The sequence below is a fragment of the Variovorax sp. SPNA7 genome, from assembly GCF_033807855.1.
In the GTDB taxonomy this organism is placed as follows: Bacteria; Pseudomonadota; Gammaproteobacteria; order Burkholderiales; family Burkholderiaceae_C; genus Variovorax; species Variovorax beijingensis.
In genome coordinates this window covers 926905-943962 of sequence record NZ_CP138513.1, presented here as the reverse complement: position 1 = coordinate 943962, position 17058 = coordinate 926905, and the positions used below count along the sequence as shown (strand labels likewise).

17 protein-coding genes are annotated in these 17058 nt (G+C 67.6%); 1 reads left to right on the top strand and 16 read right to left on the bottom strand.

What is annotated here, in order from left to right; translation table 11 throughout:
• The 8 genes from RZE77_RS04215 to dksA all read right to left on the bottom strand — a co-directional run bounded on the left by RZE77_RS04215 (position 1) and on the right by dksA (position 8027).
• Positions 1 to 1749, bottom strand: coding sequence for a peptidoglycan D,D-transpeptidase FtsI family protein (locus RZE77_RS04215; protein WP_047786126.1), 1749 nt, complete (start codon positions 1747 to 1749; stop codon positions 1 to 3).
• Positions 1746 to 2093, bottom strand: coding sequence for a cell division protein FtsL (gene ftsL / locus RZE77_RS04210; protein WP_012746062.1), 348 nt, complete (start codon positions 2091 to 2093; stop codon positions 1746 to 1748). The genes RZE77_RS04215 and ftsL overlap by 4 nt, the downstream gene beginning before the upstream one ends.
• 1 nt (position 2094) lies before the next feature.
• Entirely contained in the window at positions 2095 to 3018 is a 924-nt protein-coding gene (gene rsmH / locus RZE77_RS04205) for a 16S rRNA (cytosine(1402)-N(4))-methyltransferase RsmH (protein ID WP_018903640.1), read from the bottom strand.
• Between the two features lie 8 nt (positions 3019 to 3026).
• Complete coding sequence (gene mraZ, locus RZE77_RS04200) at positions 3027 to 3455, bottom strand: division/cell wall cluster transcriptional repressor MraZ (protein WP_012746060.1); 429 nt, start codon at positions 3453 to 3455, stop codon at positions 3027 to 3029.
• A 269-nt stretch (positions 3456 to 3724) separates the two neighbouring features.
• A complete protein-coding gene (hslU, locus tag RZE77_RS04195; RefSeq protein ID WP_319440828.1) occupies positions 3725 to 5053 on the bottom strand; it encodes an ATP-dependent protease ATPase subunit HslU in 1329 nt (442 codons plus the stop codon).
• A gap of 2 nt (positions 5054 to 5055) precedes the next feature.
• The gene (gene hslV / locus RZE77_RS04190) at positions 5056 to 5601 is read right to left on the bottom strand and encodes an ATP-dependent protease subunit HslV (RefSeq protein WP_026283873.1); all 546 of its coding nucleotides are present in this window, start codon (positions 5599 to 5601) and stop codon (positions 5056 to 5058) included.
• A 74-nt stretch (positions 5602 to 5675) separates the two neighbouring features.
• Positions 5676 to 7358, bottom strand: a complete 1683-nt coding sequence (locus RZE77_RS04185) for an STAS domain-containing protein (RefSeq protein WP_319440827.1) — start codon at positions 7356 to 7358, stop codon at positions 5676 to 5678.
• 45 nt (positions 7359 to 7403) lie between these two features.
• The gene (dksA, locus tag RZE77_RS04180) at positions 7404 to 8027 is read right to left on the bottom strand and encodes an RNA polymerase-binding protein DksA (RefSeq protein ID WP_012746056.1); all 624 of its coding nucleotides are present in this window, start codon (positions 8025 to 8027) and stop codon (positions 7404 to 7406) included.
• A gap of 755 nt (positions 8028 to 8782) precedes the next feature.
• Here dksA and RZE77_RS04175 point away from each other — a divergent pair.
• Complete coding sequence (locus RZE77_RS04175; protein ID WP_319440826.1) at positions 8783 to 10258, top strand: YdgA family protein; 1476 nt, start codon at positions 8783 to 8785, stop codon at positions 10256 to 10258.
• Positions 10259 to 10384: 126 nt separating this feature from the next.
• On the opposite strand, the gene RZE77_RS04170 is transcribed toward RZE77_RS04175, so the two are convergent.
• The 8 genes from RZE77_RS04170 to RZE77_RS04135 form a co-directional block, all read right to left on the bottom strand.
• Entirely contained in the window at positions 10385 to 11434 is a 1050-nt protein-coding gene (locus tag RZE77_RS04170; protein ID WP_319440825.1) for a CobW family GTP-binding protein, read from the bottom strand.
• An 83-nt stretch (positions 11435 to 11517) separates the two neighbouring features.
• Positions 11518 to 12738 (bottom strand): class I SAM-dependent rRNA methyltransferase, encoded by a 1221-nt coding sequence (locus RZE77_RS04165; RefSeq protein WP_319440824.1) that lies wholly within the window; start codon positions 12736 to 12738, stop codon positions 11518 to 11520.
• Complete coding sequence (locus tag RZE77_RS04160) at positions 12739 to 13782, bottom strand: tyrosine recombinase XerC (protein WP_319440823.1); 1044 nt, start codon at positions 13780 to 13782, stop codon at positions 12739 to 12741.
• Positions 13766 to 14362, bottom strand: coding sequence for a YdcF family protein (locus RZE77_RS04155; RefSeq protein ID WP_319440822.1), 597 nt, complete (start codon positions 14360 to 14362; stop codon positions 13766 to 13768). Before RZE77_RS04155 ends, RZE77_RS04160 begins: the two co-directional genes overlap by 17 nt.
• A 38-nt stretch (positions 14363 to 14400) precedes the next feature.
• On the bottom strand, positions 14401 to 15099 hold the full coding sequence (locus RZE77_RS04150; RefSeq protein ID WP_062363151.1) for a DUF484 family protein: 699 nt from the start codon (positions 15097 to 15099) through the stop codon (positions 14401 to 14403).
• Positions 15096 to 15980 carry a diaminopimelate epimerase gene (gene dapF / locus RZE77_RS04145; protein ID WP_319440821.1) on the bottom strand — a complete coding sequence of 295 codons (885 nt, stop codon included), beginning with the start codon at positions 15978 to 15980 and terminating at the stop codon, positions 15096 to 15098. Before dapF ends, RZE77_RS04150 begins: the two co-directional genes overlap by 4 nt.
• A gap of 7 nt (positions 15981 to 15987) precedes the next feature.
• A complete protein-coding gene (locus tag RZE77_RS04140; RefSeq protein WP_319440820.1) occupies positions 15988 to 16647 on the bottom strand; it encodes a 2-hydroxychromene-2-carboxylate isomerase in 660 nt (219 codons plus the stop codon).
• 23 nt (positions 16648 to 16670) lie between these two features.
• Complete coding sequence (locus RZE77_RS04135) at positions 16671 to 17048, bottom strand: I78 family peptidase inhibitor (protein WP_319440819.1); 378 nt, start codon at positions 17046 to 17048, stop codon at positions 16671 to 16673.
• Positions 17049 to 17058 lie beyond the last annotated feature (10 nt).

The window sequence follows — 17058 nt, the reverse complement described above, 5'->3', positions numbered from 1 at the left end:
TCAGAAGCTCTCGTCGACGCCTTGCGTCACCACCAGCGGTTTGACCGCGAGGTCGGGCGGAACGTTCATCATGCGCAGGGTCTGCTGCACGACCTCGCTGAAAACGGGCGCGGCGGCCACGCCGCCGAAGTACTGGCCGTCGCTCGGCTCGTCGATCATCACGCCGACGATGATGCGCGGCTTTTCGATCGGCGCCATGCCGGTGAACCACGCGCGATATTTGTTGCTCGCGTAACCTTTGCCAACCTGCTTGTGCGCGGTGCCCGACTTGCCGCCGACCGAGTAGCCGATGGTCTGCGCGCGCGTGCCGGTGCCGCCCGGGCCCGCCGCCATCTGCAGCATCTTGCGCACCGCCAGCGCGTTCGACGGCGAGAACACGCGCACGCCCACGGGCGACTCGGTGTTCTTGAGGATGGTGACCGGAATGATGGCGCCGTCGTGCGCGAAGGCGGTGTACGAATGCGCCATCTGGAACAGCGACGCCGACAGGCCGTAGCCATAGGCCATGGTGGCCTGCTCGACCGGCTTCCAGGTCTTCCACGGGCGCAGGCGACCCGTGACCGCGCCGGGGAACTGGATCTGCGGCTTCTGGCCGTAGCCGAGCGCGGTGTAGGTGTCCCACATCTCGTGCGGGGTCATCTTCTGCGCGATCTTGAGCGCGCCTACGTTGCTCGACTTCTGGATCACGCCCTCGACCGTGAGCGTGCCGTAGTTGTGCGTGTCGCTGATGGTGAAGCCGCCCAGCTGGAAGCGGCCCGGCGAAGTCTCGATCAGCGTCGAGGGCTTCACGCGGCCGGCCTCCAGCGCCATGGCCACGGTGATCGGCTTCATGGTCGAGCCGGGCTCGAAGGTGTCGGTGAGCGCGCGGTTGCGCAGCTGTTCGCCCGTGAGGTTCTGCCGCTTGTCGGGCACGTAGCTCGGGTAGTTGGCCAGCGCCAGCACCTCGCCGGTGACCGCGTCCAGCACCACGACGCTGCCGGCCTTGGCACGGCGCGCGGTCACGGCGTCGCGCAGCTTCTGGTAGGCGAAGAACTGCACCTTGCTGTCGACGCTGAGCTGGATGTCCTTGCCGTCGACCGGCGGCACCTGTTCGCCCACGCCCTCGACCACGCGGCCCAGGCGGTCCTTGATGACGCGGCGCGACCCGGCCTTGCCGGCCAGGTCCTTGTTGAAGGAAAGCTCGATGCCTTCCTGCCCGTTGTCCTCGACATTGGTGAAGCCCACCACGTGCGCCGCGGCCTCGCCCTCGGGGTACTGGCGCTTGTATTCCTTGCGCTGGTAGATGCCCTTGAGGTTGAGCGCGGCAATCTGCTTGGCAATGGGCTCGTCGACCTGGCGCTTGATCCAGACGAAGGTCTTGTCCTCGTCCTCGAGCTTCTTGTCGAAGTCCTTCTGCGGCATCTCGAGCAGCTTGGCCACCTGCTTGAGCTTGGCCCGCACCTCGGGGTCGTCGCGCTCGATGTCTTCCGGAATGGCCCAGATGCTCGGCGCCACCACGCTGGACGCGAGGATCAGCCCGTTGCGGTCGAGGATGCGTCCGCGGTTGGCCGGCAGCTCGAGCGTGCGCGCAAAGCGCACTTCGCCCTGCCGCTGGAAGAAGCTGTTGTTGAACACCTGCACGTAGGCAGCCCGGCCCGCCAGCACCACGAAGCCGAAGGCGATGCCGGCGACGATGAACTTGCTGCGCCAGACCGGCGTCTTGCTCGCAAGCAAGGGGCTGGTGGTATATCGGACGCTGCGGCGGCTCATCGCTGGGTCCTCGCGACCGGCTTGGGCGCCGGGGTTGCGGGCGGCGCGGGCGGCGGCGCCACCACGGCCGGAATCACCGTGCCGTCGGGCCGCACGTACTGCGTGATGGCCGGCGTGGTGGTGCGCATCTGCAACTGCTCCTTGGCCAGCTTCTCCACGCGCAGCGGCGTGGCCTGCGCGCGCTTTTCCACCTGCAGCCGGTCGTGGTCGAGCTCGAGCCGGCGGGCTTCCTGCTGGGTGCGGTCGAGCTCGGTGTAGAGCTGGCGCGACAGGTACTGCGTGTGCACGAGGTAGAGCGCGGAGGCGACCACCGCGAGCAGCAGGAGCAGGTTGAGGCGCGCCACGTCAAACTTCCTGGGTGCGCTCGGCCACGCGCAGGATCGCGCTGCGCGAGCGCGGGTTGCCGTGCACTTCGGCGTCGGATGGCTTGATGCGCTCGAGCGCGCGCAGCTTCATGGCCTTCGGGGCGGCGAACGGCGCGCGGCGGTCGTACACCTCCTTCGAGTGCCTGGCGATGAACTGCTTCACGATGCGGTCTTCCAGCGAATGGAAGCTGATCACCGCGAGCCGGCCTCCGGGTTGCAGCACGGAAAGGCTCGCCTCTAGCGCCTGTTGCAGCTCTTCAAGCTCGGCGTTGATGAAAATCCGAAAAGCCTGAAATGTGCGCGTTGCAGGGTTCTGGCCCGGCTCGCGGGTTTTGACCGTGCCAGCCACGAGCTCGGCCAGTTCGGTGGTGGTTGAAATTGCGCCCCGTTCTTGTCGGCGAGCAACAATCGCCTTTGCAATCTGAACAGCAAACCGTTCTTCGCCATAGTCACGGATCACCTCTGCAATCTGCTGGAGTTCGGCCGTTGCCAGCCAATCGGCCACGCTCTCGCCGCGCGTGGTGTCCATGCGCATGTCGAGCGGGCCGTCGAAACGAAAACTGAAGCCGCGCACCGGGTTGTCGATTTGCGGCGAACTCACGCCCAGGTCCATCAGCACACCCGCCACGCTGGCATCGGGCAATTCGCCCAGCGAACGGAATCCCTGGTGCCGGATGGAAAAACGCGCATCCGAGATGCGCGCTGCTTCGGCCACCGCTTCCGCATCCTTGTCGAATGCGATCAGCCTGCCTTCCGGTGCCAGCCGCGCGAGGATCGCGCGCGCATGCCCTCCGCGCCCGAAGGTCGCATCCACATAGGTGCCGGTGGCTGCCGTGCTGCCGGAAAGAAGGGCTTCCACCGCTTCGTTCAGCAAGACGGTCGTATGGGTCCATGGAGTGTTCACGTCGGTCCTCAGAACGCGAAGTCCTGAAACACATCCGGCATCTCGCCCTGGGTGGCCTCGGCCTCCTTGGCCTCGTAGGTCGCCTTGTCCCAGAGCTCGAAGTGGTTGCCCATGCCCAGGAGCAGCGTGTCGCGCACGATGCCCGTGGCGGCACGCAGTTCGGGCGACACCAGGATGCGCCCGGTGCCGTCCATCTCCACGTCCATGGCGTTGCCGAGGAAGACGCGCTTCCACCACTGTGCCGACATCGGCAGCGCGGCGATGCGCTCCCTGAATTTCTCCCACTCGGGACGCGGGAACACCATGAGGCAGCCGTGCGGGTGCTTGGTGATCGTGAGCTGGCCGCCCGCCGTGGCGCTCAGGACGTCGCGATGCCGGGTCGGCACGGAGAGCCGCCCCTTGGCATCCAGACTGAGCGATGAAGCGCCTTGAAACACGACCAGAACCCCTGTGTTGGGAATGCCGGGGCACCTGAAAGAGGCACCATCCGCACTTTTTCCCACTTAACTGCACTTTTTTGCACTGTAGCAGGAAACACTTCGGACGCAACTGGCCGTTGGTGGTATTTTTTGTAATGGAATCAACGACTTAGCGCCGATTTCCAAACCTGGAAATCGGCGAATTTCGTTGAGAATTAAGCACTTAGCTCACGCAGTGAATGTGATGCGTGAAGCGCGGCCGCCGTTACAGGGGCCGCAAAGCGGCTTCAGAGGATGAAGCGCGAAAGATCTTCGTCGTGACTTAGTGCCGCAAGGCGCTCGTCGACATAAGCGGCATCGATGCGGATGGTCTGGCCCTCGATGCGGGTCGCGTCGAAGCTTACCTCATCCAGCAAACGCTCCATCACGGTCGACAAACGGCGTGCGCCGATGTTCTCGGTGCGCTCGTTGACCTCGTACGCAATGGTGGCCAGGCGGTTCACGCCTTCGGGCGTGAATTCGAGCGTGACGCCCTCGGTGGCGAGCAGCGCCTGGTACTGCTTCACGAGCGAGGCGCGGGTCTGCGTGAGGATGCTCTCAAAATCGGACACCGAAAGCGACTGCAGCTCGACGCGGATCGGAAAGCGCCCCTGCAGCTCGGGAATGAGGTCGCTGGGCTTGCTCAGGTGGAAGGCGCCGCTCGCGATGAAGAGCATGTGGTCGGTGCGCACCACGCCGTACTTGGTGCTCACGGCCGTGCCCTCGACCAGCGGCAGCAGGTCGCGCTGCACGCCCTGGCGCGACACGTCGGAGCCCTGGGCTTCGCTGCGCGTGGCGACCTTGTCGATCTCGTCGATGAAGACGATGCCGTTCTGCTCGGCGTTGGTGATGGCCTGCGCGCGGATCTCGTCCTCGTTGACCAGCTTGGCTGCTTCCTCGTCGATCAGCAGGCGCATCGCCTCGGCGATCTTGAGTTTGCGCGTCTTGCGCTTGCCGCCGCCGAGCTGGCCGAACATGCCGCGCAACTGCTCGGTCATTTCCTCCATGCCGGCCGGACCCATGATCTCGAGCGGCGCGCGGGCTTCGGCCAGGTCGAGCTCGATTTCCTTGTCGTCGAGCTGGTGCTCTCGCAGCTTCTTGCGGAAGGCCTGCCGGGTGGGGTTGGGGCCGTCCAGCGCCGGCGTGGCGCCCTCGGCACCGCGCGCAGGCGGCAGCAGCACGTCGAGGATGCGGTCTTCGGCGGCGTCCTCGGCGCGGGCGCGCACCTTGGCGCTTTCGGCCTCGCGCGTCTGCTTGACGGCGATTTCTGCCAGGTCGCGAATGATCGAGTCGACGTCCTTGCCGACATAGCCCACCTCGGTGAACTTGGTGGCCTCGACCTTGATGAACGGCGCGTCCGCCAGGCGCGCCAGGCGGCGCGCGATCTCGGTCTTGCCCACGCCCGTGGGGCCGATCATGAGGATGTTCTTGGGCGTGATCTCGGTGCGCAGCTTCTCCTCGACCTGCTGGCGGCGCCAGCGGTTGCGCAGCGCAATGGCCACGGCGCGCTTGGCGGCGGGCTGACCGACGATGTGGTTGTCGAGCTCGGAGACGATTTCCTGCGGGGTCATGGACATGGTCAGAGTGCTTCCACCGTGTGGTTCATGTTCGTGTAAATGCAGATTTCACCGGCTATCGCCAGTGATTTGCGCACAATTTGCTCGGCCGTGAGGTCCGTGTTGTCGATCAGCGCCTTGGCGGCCGACTGCGCATAGGCGCCGCCCGAGCCGATGGCGATCACGCCGTCTTCGGGCTCCAGCACGTCGCCGTTGCCGGTGATGATGAGCGAGGTGGTGGCGTCGGCCACGGCCAGCATGGCCTCGAGCTTGCGCAGCACACGGTCGGTGCGCCAGTCCTTGGTGAGTTCGACGGCGGCGCGGGTGAGGTGCCCCTGGTGCTTTTCCAGCTTGGCCTCGAAGCGCTCGAAGAGCGTGAAGGCGTCAGCCGTGGCGCCGGCAAAGCCCGCGAGCACCTTGCCGTGATAGAGCCGCCGCACCTTGCGTGCGGTGCCCTTGATGACGATATTGCCGAGAGTGACCTGCCCGTCCCCGCCGATGGCGACTTGGTCGCCCTGGGGGGTCTTGCGGCGCACGCTCACGATGGTGGTGCCGTGAAACTGTTCCATCGAAGCCATCTGGGGATGCCCGGGGGCAATGCAAGCCCGCGGCTGCTACCGAATGTGCAGGGCGCCAGGGCGCCCTAGTTCTTGCGCAGCGCCACCGTCGCATGGTCGGCGATGCCGACCAGGTCGAACAGCACCGCGATCAGGCGGTGGGCGTCCACGAACTGGACGCGCTCGCCCTGGGCGTCGCGCGCCCGCACCCAGCCGAGCAGCGTGCCGGCCGCGGCCAGGTCCATGCGCAGCAGCGCGGCGCACGAGATGACGGGCGCCGTGGTGTTGCGCAGGTCGGTGTCCAGCCGTTGCAGGCTCGAATGCGCCTCGCCGCGCAGATCGCCGGCCAGCGCGGCAAAGCCGGTGTCGGTGGTGGGGAAGCTCTCCGATTCGCCATGGACCGAGAGCAGCGACCACACGGAGCTCGAATGGCTTGCCGCCGGTGCGGCCACCGAAGTGCAGGCGCCCTTGGGGTCTTGCCAGGCCGGCGGCGACACCTCGTAGGTGATGCAGTAGTTGAGCGCCACCAGCTCGAAGTCGTCGGGCATGTTCATCATGCGCAGCGCAGCCAGGTGCAGCTGCCACCAGACGTCCGGCGTGCCGCGCTCGTTGTTGGGCGTGGCCTCGGCCAGCACGGCCAGCAGTTTCGCGGCGCCGATGAAGCGCAGCTGGACCGGCGAATCGGCCCAGTGCGCAAACAGCACGCGCAGCGGCGCGGCGGCATCGGCCTCGATGGCAACCAGCGCGCGCCAGTCGAGCGTCCAGACCGAGCCGGCCTGCGACAACGCCCGCGTGAGCTGGATCAGGCCATCGCGGGCCAGGCGTGCCGGGCTGGCCCAGTCGGCGCCGGCCGGCGCCAGTTCTGCGAGTTCGCTGGCGGCCACCGCCTTCACGCTGCGCGCCAGTTCGTCGAGCGAAACCCAGTCGGGCCCCATGCGCTTCATGCGCTGTGCATAGCGCATGCGCGCCGCGGCAAACCTGGCGGCATCGCCGGTGGCGCGGTACAGGTCGAACAACGCGCGCCAGCGCGCGTCGTCGCGCTCGACGGTGGCGTGGTCGCCCTCGGCTGCTGCGCTTTCGGAGGCCAGGGCCTGGAGAAGAATGGCCTCGGCGCCGGCATCGTCGCCGTGCGCGAAGCGGATCACGGCTTCCTCGAGCGCGCCGTCGCGCGCGAGCCGTGCCGACAGCAGCGAGGTGCCGCTGGCCGCCGGACCGCCCGCAGCGGGCGCCGCAGGCGCAGCCGCCGCAACCACGGCCGGTGCCGGCACGACGGCAGGCGCCGGCGCAGGGCCGTAGGCCGGCGCGGCCAGCAGGCTGGCCAGCTCGGCTGCGTCCACGGGCGGCGGCAGGGTTTCGGCGCCGGCATCGGGCGGTGCATTGGACAGCACCTCGCCGTTGGGGCCGCGGCCCTTCCACCACTGCTGCGACATCTGCTCCTCGATCTCGTCGATCTTCTTGAGCGTGAGCGCGCGTCCCTCGGATTTTTCCGTGGTGCTGTTCAGGTTGAACGAAGACGGCGTGACCGTTCCTTCGAAGGCATGGGCGGCGGCTTCGCGCTGGCGAAGCTTGCGCAGCATGTCGAACTCGCGCCGGCGAACGAAATCGTTGCGCTGGCGCCGCTCGATCATCTCCTTGAGCATTTCGCGGCTGTAGGCCTGCTCGGGCAGCGTGGAATCCGCAGTCGCATTCAGCTCGGACCAATCCTTGAGCGGATTGCGGACGAACTTCGCCACCTTGGAAAAAAGGCGGCCCGACTCTTCCTTTGGCATCGACGAGGTTTCGAGGCGAACAGGTTCTCTTCTTCGGCCGCTCGCTCAGTCTCCGAACATCTTCTGCTTGAGTTCGCGGCGCTGCTGCGCTTCGAGCGACAGCGTGGCGGTGGGACGCGCCAGCAGGCGGCCGACGCCGATGGGTTCACCGGTTTCGTCGCAGTAGCCGTAGTCGCCGGCATCGATGCGCTGGATCGACTGCTCGATCTTCTTGAGCAGCTTGCGTTCGCGGTCGCGCGTGCGCAGTTCGAGCGCGTGCTCTTCCTCGATGGTCGCGCGGTCGGCCGGATCGGGCACCACCACGGTGTCTTCGCGCAGGTGCTCGGTGGTTTCGCCGGCGTTTTCGAGAATGCCGCGCTTGAGTTCGACGAGCTTCAGGCGGAAGAACGCCATCTGCTTTTCATTCATGTACTCGGAGTCCGGCATGGCGATCACCTCGGCATCGGTCAACTCGGCAGCCGACTTGGCTTTCCAGTTGTTGGCGAGCTTCGGGTCCTTTTTCACCGCGACCGGAGGCGGCGGCACCAGCGCATTGGAAGGTGCCTGCGAGAAGGAGGACTTGGCCGCGGTGGAAGCCACCGATTGCGGCATGGAAGGCACGGTCAGCTGCGACAGCCGGGACACGCGGCCACCTCGCGCGGGGGCGGGTGCAGCGGTCTGAGCGGGCATCGAAGGTGTCGCCGTGGCGGAAGAAGAGGCGGCAGCCGTTTTTTTCATTGGGATCGGAGGGGCAGAAGGAACGGCAGCAGTGCGGCCGACGGTTTTGGATGGCAGTTGACCCGCAACTGCAGTTTTGGTTGCACTCTTGTCCGGGGCGGATGCCACCGGCGGCGCAGCAGACTTTGCAGGCTTGACGGGCTTCTTTGCAACGGTCGCGGCCTTGGCCGATGGCGTTGCTGGCTTCTTTGGAGCGCTTTTTGGTTTCGTGGCCGGGGCCTTTGCAGCGGAAGAACTCTTTTTTGCCGCGGGTACAGCCGGCTTTGCAGCCACCGCTTTCTTGGCGGGGGGCTTGGTTGCTGGCGTAGCCTTGGCGGCGGGTTTCTTCACGGTGACTGGCTCCTTGAACGAACTGGAACGCGCTTTCACTGGGTGTCTCCTCCCAAGGGAACCACCGCGGGTTTCAGGCCGCGCGGGCTCCACTCGTCGGAGTGCTCGCAGTGGCGAACCCCGGGGTTATACCCCCGAAAGCCCGCCAGGAACCTGCGGCGCCCCGCACCGCCAGCCACATCCCGTCCATCGGACGAAGGCGTGGCTGCCGGAACAGGCGCGCGATTGTATAGAGAACTCGAATCGAAGGGTGATGTGGCTGCAACCCCTTGCCTCCGGTAGCATCGCCGGCGTTGCCGGAGGGGGCAGCAAGACCTGCCGGAATCGCCGGGGGAGCGGTGCAGGTCGATCTCATTCATACAAAAGAGAAATCAATCTTGAGCAAAAAAGCAGTTCTGGGCACGCTGGCTGCGGCCATCGCACTTGCCTATGGCGGCGGCACGTGGTTGGCCGGCGCAAAAGTAAAGTCCAGCTACGAGGCCGCGCTGGACGAGGTGCCGAAGCAGACTGCGCTGGTCCGCGTGGTCGAGCGCAGCTACGAACGCGGCTTCTTCGGCGCCGTCAGCACCGTGACGATCGAGCTCGGCTGCGCAGCCGATGCCGCCGCCGCGGCGCAGGTGCCTGCCGCCAAGCCCGGCGAGGAAGAGGATGAAGAAGAGGAAGAAGCCGCCACGCCGTTCAAGGCGGTGCGCATCACCTTCCGCGACACCATCCGCCACGGCCCGCTGGCCGGTGGCACGCTGGCGGCGGCCACCATCGACAGCGAACTGGTGCTCGACGTGAAGGGCCAGGCCAAGGCCGAGCAGATCTTCGGCAAGGCCAAGCCCCTGACGGCGCACACCAAGGTGGCGTTCGACGGCGCCTACGCCACCGACCTGGCGGTGGCGCCCGCCAGCCTGGCCGAGGAAGGCAAGGCCCGCTTCGCCTGGCAGGGCGCGCAGGTCCGCTTCGAGATGAACGGCGCCCGCACCCACGTGCGCTACGAACTGGCGATGCCGGGGCTTGATGTCACCGATGCGCGCACCGGCGCCACGCTCAAGATGGGCAAGCTGGCCGGCAAGGCCGACATGGACAAGAGCGAGGGCTGGATCCTGGCCACGGGCAAGACCGAGGCCCGGCTCGACAGCCTCGAATTCGCGGCTCCCAAGGGCCTGGGCGGCGCCGCGGGCGGCGAAGGCAAGGCCCTGCCGGCGGTGCTGCTGCAGAACATCGACATGCTCGCCGAAGCCACCATCGAAAACGGGCTCTACGCATCGACCGGCACGGTCAAGGGCACCGGCAAGATCGGCGAGACGAAGATCGACAAGTTCGAGATGAGCAGCGGCGGACGCCGCATCCACGCCGCCGGCTACAAGAAGCTGGCCGATGCCTGGATGCAGTCGAGCGCCGCAAACGGCTGCGGCAAGGGCGGCAACAAGGCCTCGCAGGCGGCAATGAAGGTGCTGTTCGACCAACTGGCACCCGACCTCAAGGCCATGGCCAAGTACAGCCCCGAATTCGGGCTCGACAAAATGCTGGTCGAAATCGGCGGCAAGCGCGGCGAACTCAGCTACACGGCCGGCATGGCTGGCGTCACCGACGAAGACCTGCAGGCGCCCGGCATGGCGCTGCTCATGAAGCGCGGCGTGCTCAAGGCCAGCGCGCGGCTGCCGATGCAGTGGCTGGAGCAGATGGCCGCCGCCGGCGCCGACAGCGGCCAGACGCCGCCGCCCGAAATGATGGCAGGGCTGGTCGAGCAAGGCGAGGAAAAGGGCTTCGTCAAGCGCGAGGGCGATGACGTCACCGCGCAGATCGAATACGCCGAAGGCAGCCTGAAGCTCAACGGCAAGCCGCTGGGCGCGCCGGGCCGGTAATTCCTCCCTCCCCTTCGGGGGAGGGCCGGGGTGGGGGCACGACAGCCCAAAAAAAGCACGGCGCCTGATCGGAGGCCTGCCCCCATCCCCACCTTCCCCCAGCGGGGGAAGGAGCAAGTCAGGGCCTCAGACCAGGCACTGCTCGAGCCCCTGCTCGAGAATTTCGCGCGGCAGCTCGATGCCGATGAACACCATGCGGCTCTGGCGGGCTTCGTCCTTGCCCCACTCCGGGCCCAGGTCGCTGCCCATCAGCTGGTGCACGCCCTGGAAGATCACCTTGCGCTCGGTGCCCTTCATGTTCAGCACGCCCTTGTAGCGCAGCATGCGCGGGCCGTAGATGTTGACGATGGCGCCCAGGAAGTCTTCCAGCTTGGCGGGGTCGAAGGGACGGTCGGCCTTGTAGACGAAGCTCTTGACGTCGTCGTCGGTGTGGTGATGGTGGCCGTGGCCCTCGTGCTTGTGCGAGGGGTGGTCGCAATGCTCGCCATGCGCATGGTCATGGTCGTGATGCTCTTCTTCTTCCTTGAGGAAGTCGGGGTCGATGTCGAGCTTGGCGTTCAGGTTGAAGCCGCGCAGGTCGAAGATGTCCTTGAGCGGCACGTCGCCGAAATGCGCCTTCTGCTGCGGCGCGCGCGGGTTCATGTGCTTGAGGCGGTGAATGAGCGCATCGGTCTCCTCGGCCGACACCAGCTCGCTCTTGCTGATGAAGATCTGGTCGGCAAAGCCTACCTGGCGGCGCGCCTCCTGGCGGTCGTTGAGCTGCTGCGGCGCATGCTTGGCGTCGACCAGCGTCAGGATCGAGTCGAGCAGGTAGCTCTCGGCGATCTCGTCGTCCATGAAGAAGGTCTGCGCCACCGGACCGGGGTCGGCCAGGCCGGTAGTCTCGATCACCACGCGGTCGAAGTCGAGCAGGCCCTGGCGCTTCTTGGCGGCCAGCAGCTGCAGCGCCTCGCGCAGGTCTTCGCGGATGGTGCAGCAGACGCAGCCGTTGCTCATCTGGATGATCTGCTCCTTCGACTCGGTCACGAGGATGTCGCTGTCGATGTTCTCTTCGCCGAACTCGTTTTCGATCACCGCGATCTTCTGGCCATGGGCCTCGGTCAGGATGCGCTTGAGCAGCGTGGTCTTGCCCGAGCCCAGGAAGCCGGTGAGGATGGTGGCGGGAATGAGGGCCATGGTGTGCTCCGGAAACGGAAAACAGGAAGAAAAGGGGATGGGCGGCAGTTTAGCCAATGCCACTCAGTTGCGTTGGCGCGGGGTCAAGCGGGCTTTCTCACCACCACCAGGCCCTTGAGGTATTCGCCTTCGGGAAACTCGATGGTCATCGGATGGTCGGGCGCGGCGCCCAGCCGTTCGCTGATGTAGCCGTCGACTTGCGCGTCGATACCGGCCGAAGCCACGATCTTGTGGAAAAGATCGGCGCTGATGCCGCCCGAGCAGGAAAAAGTCAGCAGCACGCCGCCGGGCTCCAGCAGCTTGAGCGCGAGGCGGTTGATGTCCTTGTAGGCGCGGGCGGCGCGCTCGGCATGCGCCGCCGTGGGCGCGAACTTGGGCGGATCGAGCACGATAGCGTCGAAGGTGCGGCCCTGCTCGATGAATTCGCGCAACACGGTGTTGACGTTGGCGTCCAGGAATTCCGTCTTCAGGCCCGAATCCTCGGCGCCGAAGCCGTTCAGCGCCAGGTGCGCACGCGCCCTCTCGAGCGCCGGCTGCGACGAATCGACCGACACCAGTTCAGCGCCCTCCACCGCGCCGGCCGACCGCAGGCCTGCGAGCGCGGCCACTGTGAAACCGCCGGTGTAGCAAAAGCAGTTGAGCACGCGCCGAAAGCGCCGATGCTGCGCGAGCTCGGCAAAGCGCTGGCGGCTGTCGCGCTGGTCGAGGTAGAAGCCGGTCTTGTGGCCGGTGGCGATATCGAGCGAAAGCTGCCAGCCGTGCTCGAGGATCGTGATCTCGGTCGCGCCCTCCCCGCGCAGCCAGCCGGTGACCGGCTTCAGGCCCTCGCGTTCGCGGCCGCTGGCATCGGAGCGCTCGTAGAGCTTGTGCAGGCCGGTCGCTGCGAGCAGCGCATCGGCAATCGCGGCCTTCCAGCGCTCGACGCCGGCCGACAGGAACTGCGCGACCAAGGTGTCGCCGTAGCGGTCGACGATCAGGCCCGGCAGCCCGTCGGCCTCGCCGTGGACCAGCCGGACACCGTCGCTCTGCAGGTCGAACAGCGCCCTGGCCGCCACCGCGCGGGCGCACACCGACGCCAGGAAGGCGGCATCGATGCGCTGCGTTTCGACAAAGCTCCAGGCCCGCGCACGGATCTTGGACACCGGGCTGAACGCGGCCCAGGCCAGGAAGGCGCCGTCATGGGATTCGACGCGCACCGTCTCGCCCGAATCGGCGCCGCCGCGTGCAATGGCGGATTCGAAGATCCAGGGATGGCGGCGCTGCAGCGAGCGCTCCTTGCCGGGCTTGAGGCGGAGGTTTTTCATTTATTTGGTTGGCTTGTTGTCGTCGTTCTTCGGCTTGGCTCGCGCGCCTTCGGGCCGCGGCTGCGCGCGCGTGCCCTCGGGGCGCGCCTGCGCGCGCGGATGTGCCGCGTCATACACCTTGGCCAGGTGCTGGAAATCCAGCCGCGTATAGACCTGCGTGGTGGCGATGTTGGCGTGGCCCAGCAGTTCCTGCACCGCGCGCAGGTCGCTGCTCGACTGCAGCACATGGCTTGCGAACGAATGCCGCAGCATGTGCGGATGCACCGGCGCCGCAAGGCCGGCCTTGAGGCTGCGCTCGCGCAGCAGCTTCCACACCGCCTGCGAGGACATGCGCATGCCCTTGGCGCTGATGAAGAGCGCCGCCGCGCCCGCCGGGTCGCGCAGCGCGGCCGTCGACAGCGCCGCGCAATCGCCGCGCACCGCGAACCAGTCGCGCAGCGCCTCGGCCGCCTTGCTGCCGATCGGCACGATGCGCCGCTTGCTGCCCTTGCCGAGCACGTTGGCTTCCAGTGCGTCGAGATCGACCCAGCCGCGGGCCGTATTGCTGGCGCGCGCATCGAGGCCGGTGAGCTCGCTCACGCGCAGGCCGCAGCCGTAGAGCACCTCGACGATGGCGCCGTCGCGCGCCTCGGTCCAGGGGTCGGCCTCGGGGTCGTAGAGTTCGGCGAGCCGCACCGCATCGTCGACCGCCAGCGCCTTGGGCAGCGGCCGCGCGGCCTTGGGCGCATGCACGTCCTTCACGGGATTGAAGCCCACCAGCCCCTCGTTGCCGAGCCAGCGGTAGAAGCTGCGCCAGCACGAGAGCACCAGCGCAATGCCGCGCGGCTCGCGTCCCGCGCCGTGCAGCTGCGCCATCCAGCGCCGGATGTGCGCGGTCTGCACGCGGTCGAGCGAGAGCCCGGCCTCCGCGGCATGGGCCGCGAGCGCCTGCAGGTGGATGGCGTAGAGCTCGACCGTGCGCGCCGCCAGCCGGCGCTCGACGCGCACGTGCTCCAGGTACTTGTCGACCCAGCCGGTCCCCGCCGTCTCAGTGGAGGTAGCCATTGAACGCATTGTTCACGACAGCCAGAGGCTCGCGCAACGCACCCTTGAAGACCATGCCCCAGCGGCGCCAGCAGCGCGTGCTCGCCGCCGCGTACTGAACGTCGAAGTCCCTGTCGAAACCGCTGGACCGCACCAGGCGCTCCACGCGCCACAGGTGGTAGGGCTCCGACACCACGATCACGCCGTGAATGCCGGCCGCCTTCAGCAGCGGACGCGACATCGCAAGATTCAGGCGAGTCGAGGTCGATGCCGGCTCCAGCAGCAGCGGCCCGGCGTAGCCCTGGGCCCGCGCATGCCGCTGCATCACCTCGGCCTCGATGCGGCCGTCTTCCTTGTCGACGCCGCCCGACAGCACGAGCTGCTTCGCGAGGCCCGCATCGGCCAGCGCGATGGCGGCATCGACCCGGCCCGTCAGGCACGGATTGGGCTTGCCATCGAGGAAGGCGCGGTTGCCCAGGACCATCGCGGCATCGGCCGGCCGGCCGGGCGGGTTGGCCAGCGCCTCGACCGCGCGCCGCCAGATGACGGCCGCGATGACCAGGTAGGCCAGCAGTCCGGCCAGCAGCACCGTCCACAGCACGGGCCACGCAGTGGCCCGCCAGGACCGGCGCCGCCCGCTCAAGGCCGCAGCCGCGACAGCGCGCCCGACGCCAGGTCGGCGATGCGTTCGAGAAAGTCGGTGCCCATTTCGGCGTTGAAGCGCTGCGCGTCCGGCGAGGCCAGCACCAGCAGGCCGAAGGCCGGCGACTCGGCATCGGGCCGCAGCGGAATGAGCGCGATCGACATCGCACCGGCCGGCTCGGGCAGCCAGTTGGCCGCCTCGAAGCCCGAATTGAGCCCGCAGTAGGGCGAGGTCAGCGAGGTGGCCAGCGCCTTCACGTCGTCGCTCACCCACTGCGCGTAGGCCTCGTTGAGGTAGTCGGCGCTGCAGTCCCACACCTTGATGGCGGTCTGCGGCACCAGGAACAGCGACTGCAGGTCGACCGCGATGCGGTAAGGCAGGCTGCGCGGATCGCGCGTGGTCAGCAAGCCGCTGGTCCAGCGCTGCAGCCGGTCGGCGATGACCACGTTCTCGGTGCCGTGGCGCACCATGTCCATCAGGCGATGCTCCAGCGCCTTGATCTTCTCGCGCAGCATCTCGGCCTGGCGCTCCTGCAGGCTCACGGCGCGGTTGCCGTGCGGGCTGGTGAGCTGCACCTGCGCCAGCAGCTGTGCGTGCCGTTCGAAGAAGTCGGGCGTGTTCGCCAGGTAATTGGCGATGTCGTCTTCGGTGATCGGGTTCATGGCGTCGTCTTTGTTGTTTCTGAAGTTAGTCATGGCAGCTCGGGCACCTCGATGTCTCCCTCGAAAACCGTGGTGGCCGGGCCGGTCATGAGCACCGGATGGCCCTCGCCTTCCCAGCCGATCGTGAGCACGCCGCCATGCGTCTGCACGTCGACCCGGCGCTCCAGCAGGCCGAGCCGGATGCCCGCCACCACCGCCGCGCAGGCGCCGGTGCCGCAGGCCAGCGTTTCGCCGGCGCCGCGCTCGAACACGCGCAGCCTGATGTGCGAGCGGTCGACCACCTGCATGAAGCCGGCGTTCACGCGCTGCGGAAAGCGCGGATGATGCTCGATCTGCGGGCCCTGCCGGGCCACGGGCGCGGTGTCGACGTTGTCGACCACCTGCACCGCATGCGGATTGCCCATCGACAACACCGCGACCGACACGATGGCCGAGTCGGCATGCGTGCCGAGGGCCAGGTGCCAGGTGTGCCACGCCCCCGTGGGTTGCGGATCGAGGCCGGCGGTGTCGAAGGGCACGCGCGCGGGCTCGAAGATGGGCGGCCCCATGTCGACCGTGACGCGGCCGTCTGCGCCCATGCGCGGCTCGATGATGCCGGCCAGCGTTTCGACGCGCACCGTGTCCTTGTCGGTCAGGTGGTGCTCGCGCACGAAGCGCATGAAGCAGCGCGCGCCGTTGCCGCACTGCTCCACCTCGCCGCCGTCGGCGTTGTGGATCACGTACTGGAAATCGACCCCCTCGGCCGCGCCCTTGGAGGGCGGCCGCACCGTGAGGATCTGGTCGGCGCCGACGCCGAAATGGCGGTCGGCCAGGAAGCGGTACTGCGCGGCCGTGAGGCCCAGGGTGCCGCGCGTCTCGTCCAGCACGACGAAATCGTTGCCGGCACCCTGCATCTTGGTAAAGCGGATTCGCATCGGGCGATTATCCGCCCGTGGAATGGCGGCGCCGGTCGAGCGCCCGGTCCAGAAAGGCCAGGCGGTCCTGGCCCCAGAAGCGCTCGCCGTCGAGCACGAAGGTCGGCGCACCGAACACGCCGGCCTGGATGGCGTCGGCGCTGTTGGCGCGGTAGACCGCCAAGGTCTCGGCCGCCTGCTCCAGCGCCTGCAGCGCCGCGCCGTCGTAGCCGTTTTCCTCGGCCACCGCGATGCGCACCGCGGCTTCGGAGGTGTCGCGCTCCTCGGCCCACAGCGCGCGCAGCAGCGCATGCGAGAGCGGCTGGGCATCGAGCCCCTGCAGTTGCGCGGCAATCACCATCCAGCCCGGGTACTTGTTCCAGTTCGGATCGACCGGCGCACCCTTGGGGTAGTAGGCGGGCTCCAGGTTGAGCGGCATGCCGAGGTAGTCGCGCCAGCGCGCCAGTTCGAGCGCGTGGTAGCTGCGGCGCGGTTCGGGCCGCGTCTTCAGCGGAATGCCGCCGGTCTGCGGCACCACGGCCTGGAAGTCGTAGGGCTTGAGCGTGAGCCGCACATGGTGGCGCCGCACGATGTCCTGCAGCTGCGGGCCGCCCAGGTAGGCCCAGGGCGAGGAAAGGCTGTAGTAGCAGTCGAGCGCGATGGCGGTGAGGGTCGGAGGGGTGGTCATCGCGGAATTATTGATAACTTCCTTCAGCCGCAGCGCGCGGCGGTGATGCGGCCCTGCGGATCGACGTCGACATTGAGCCGCGCCGGATCGGCCGGCACCGGCAGCGGCGCGCCGACGGCCGAGGTGCGCGCGGATTTGGAACCGGTGCGCGTGCGCATCTGCTCCAGCAGCAGCGGATCGAGCGCCTGGCCGAGCGCATAGCGCGCCTGCGCGGCCTGGCAGGTTTCTTCGCCGGGCACGGTCACGAAGGTGGGCGGCGGCGGCGCCTCGGAGGTGAGCGGGCGGAATTCGGGCTGCGTCTGGCAGCCCGCCATGAACATCGATGCGGCGCAAACGGCGCCCGCCAGGATGCCGCGGGTACGGGGGAAAAAGTTGAAACCGGATGGAGGGAGGATGGGCATGGTGTGGTGT

Excerpts from the sequence above, each read along its gene's own strand:
- RZE77_RS04215 (WP_047786126.1), bottom strand. The coding sequence starts at position 1,749 with ATGAGCCGCCGCAGCGTCCGATATACCACCAGCCCCTTGCTTGCGAGC.
- hslU (WP_319440828.1), bottom strand. The coding sequence starts at position 5,053 with ATGTCCATGACCCCGCAGGAAATCGTCTCCGAGCTCGACAACCACATC.
- hslV (WP_026283873.1), bottom strand. The coding sequence starts at position 5,601 with ATGGAACAGTTTCACGGCACCACCATCGTGAGCGTGCGCCGCAAGACC.
- RZE77_RS04185 (WP_319440827.1), bottom strand. The coding sequence starts at position 7,358 with ATGCCAAAGGAAGAGTCGGGCCGCCTTTTTTCCAAGGTGGCGAAGTTC.
- dksA (WP_012746056.1), bottom strand. The coding sequence starts at position 8,027 with ATGCCCGCTCAGACCGCTGCACCCGCCCCCGCGCGAGGTGGCCGCGTG.
- RZE77_RS04170 (WP_319440825.1), bottom strand. The coding sequence starts at position 11,434 with ATGGCCCTCATTCCCGCCACCATCCTCACCGGCTTCCTGGGCTCGGGC.
- RZE77_RS04165 (WP_319440824.1), bottom strand. The coding sequence starts at position 12,738 with ATGAAAAACCTCCGCCTCAAGCCCGGCAAGGAGCGCTCGCTGCAGCGC.
- RZE77_RS04160 (WP_319440823.1), bottom strand. The coding sequence starts at position 13,782 with ATGGCTACCTCCACTGAGACGGCGGGGACCGGCTGGGTCGACAAGTAC.
- RZE77_RS04150 (WP_062363151.1), bottom strand. The coding sequence starts at position 15,099 with ATGACTAACTTCAGAAACAACAAAGACGACGCCATGAACCCGATCACC.
- dapF (WP_319440821.1), bottom strand. The coding sequence starts at position 15,980 with ATGCGAATCCGCTTTACCAAGATGCAGGGTGCCGGCAACGATTTCGTC.
- RZE77_RS04140 (WP_319440820.1), bottom strand. The coding sequence starts at position 16,647 with ATGACCACCCCTCCGACCCTCACCGCCATCGCGCTCGACTGCTACTAC.
- RZE77_RS04135 (WP_319440819.1), bottom strand. The coding sequence starts at position 17,048 with ATGCCCATCCTCCCTCCATCCGGTTTCAACTTTTTCCCCCGTACCCGC.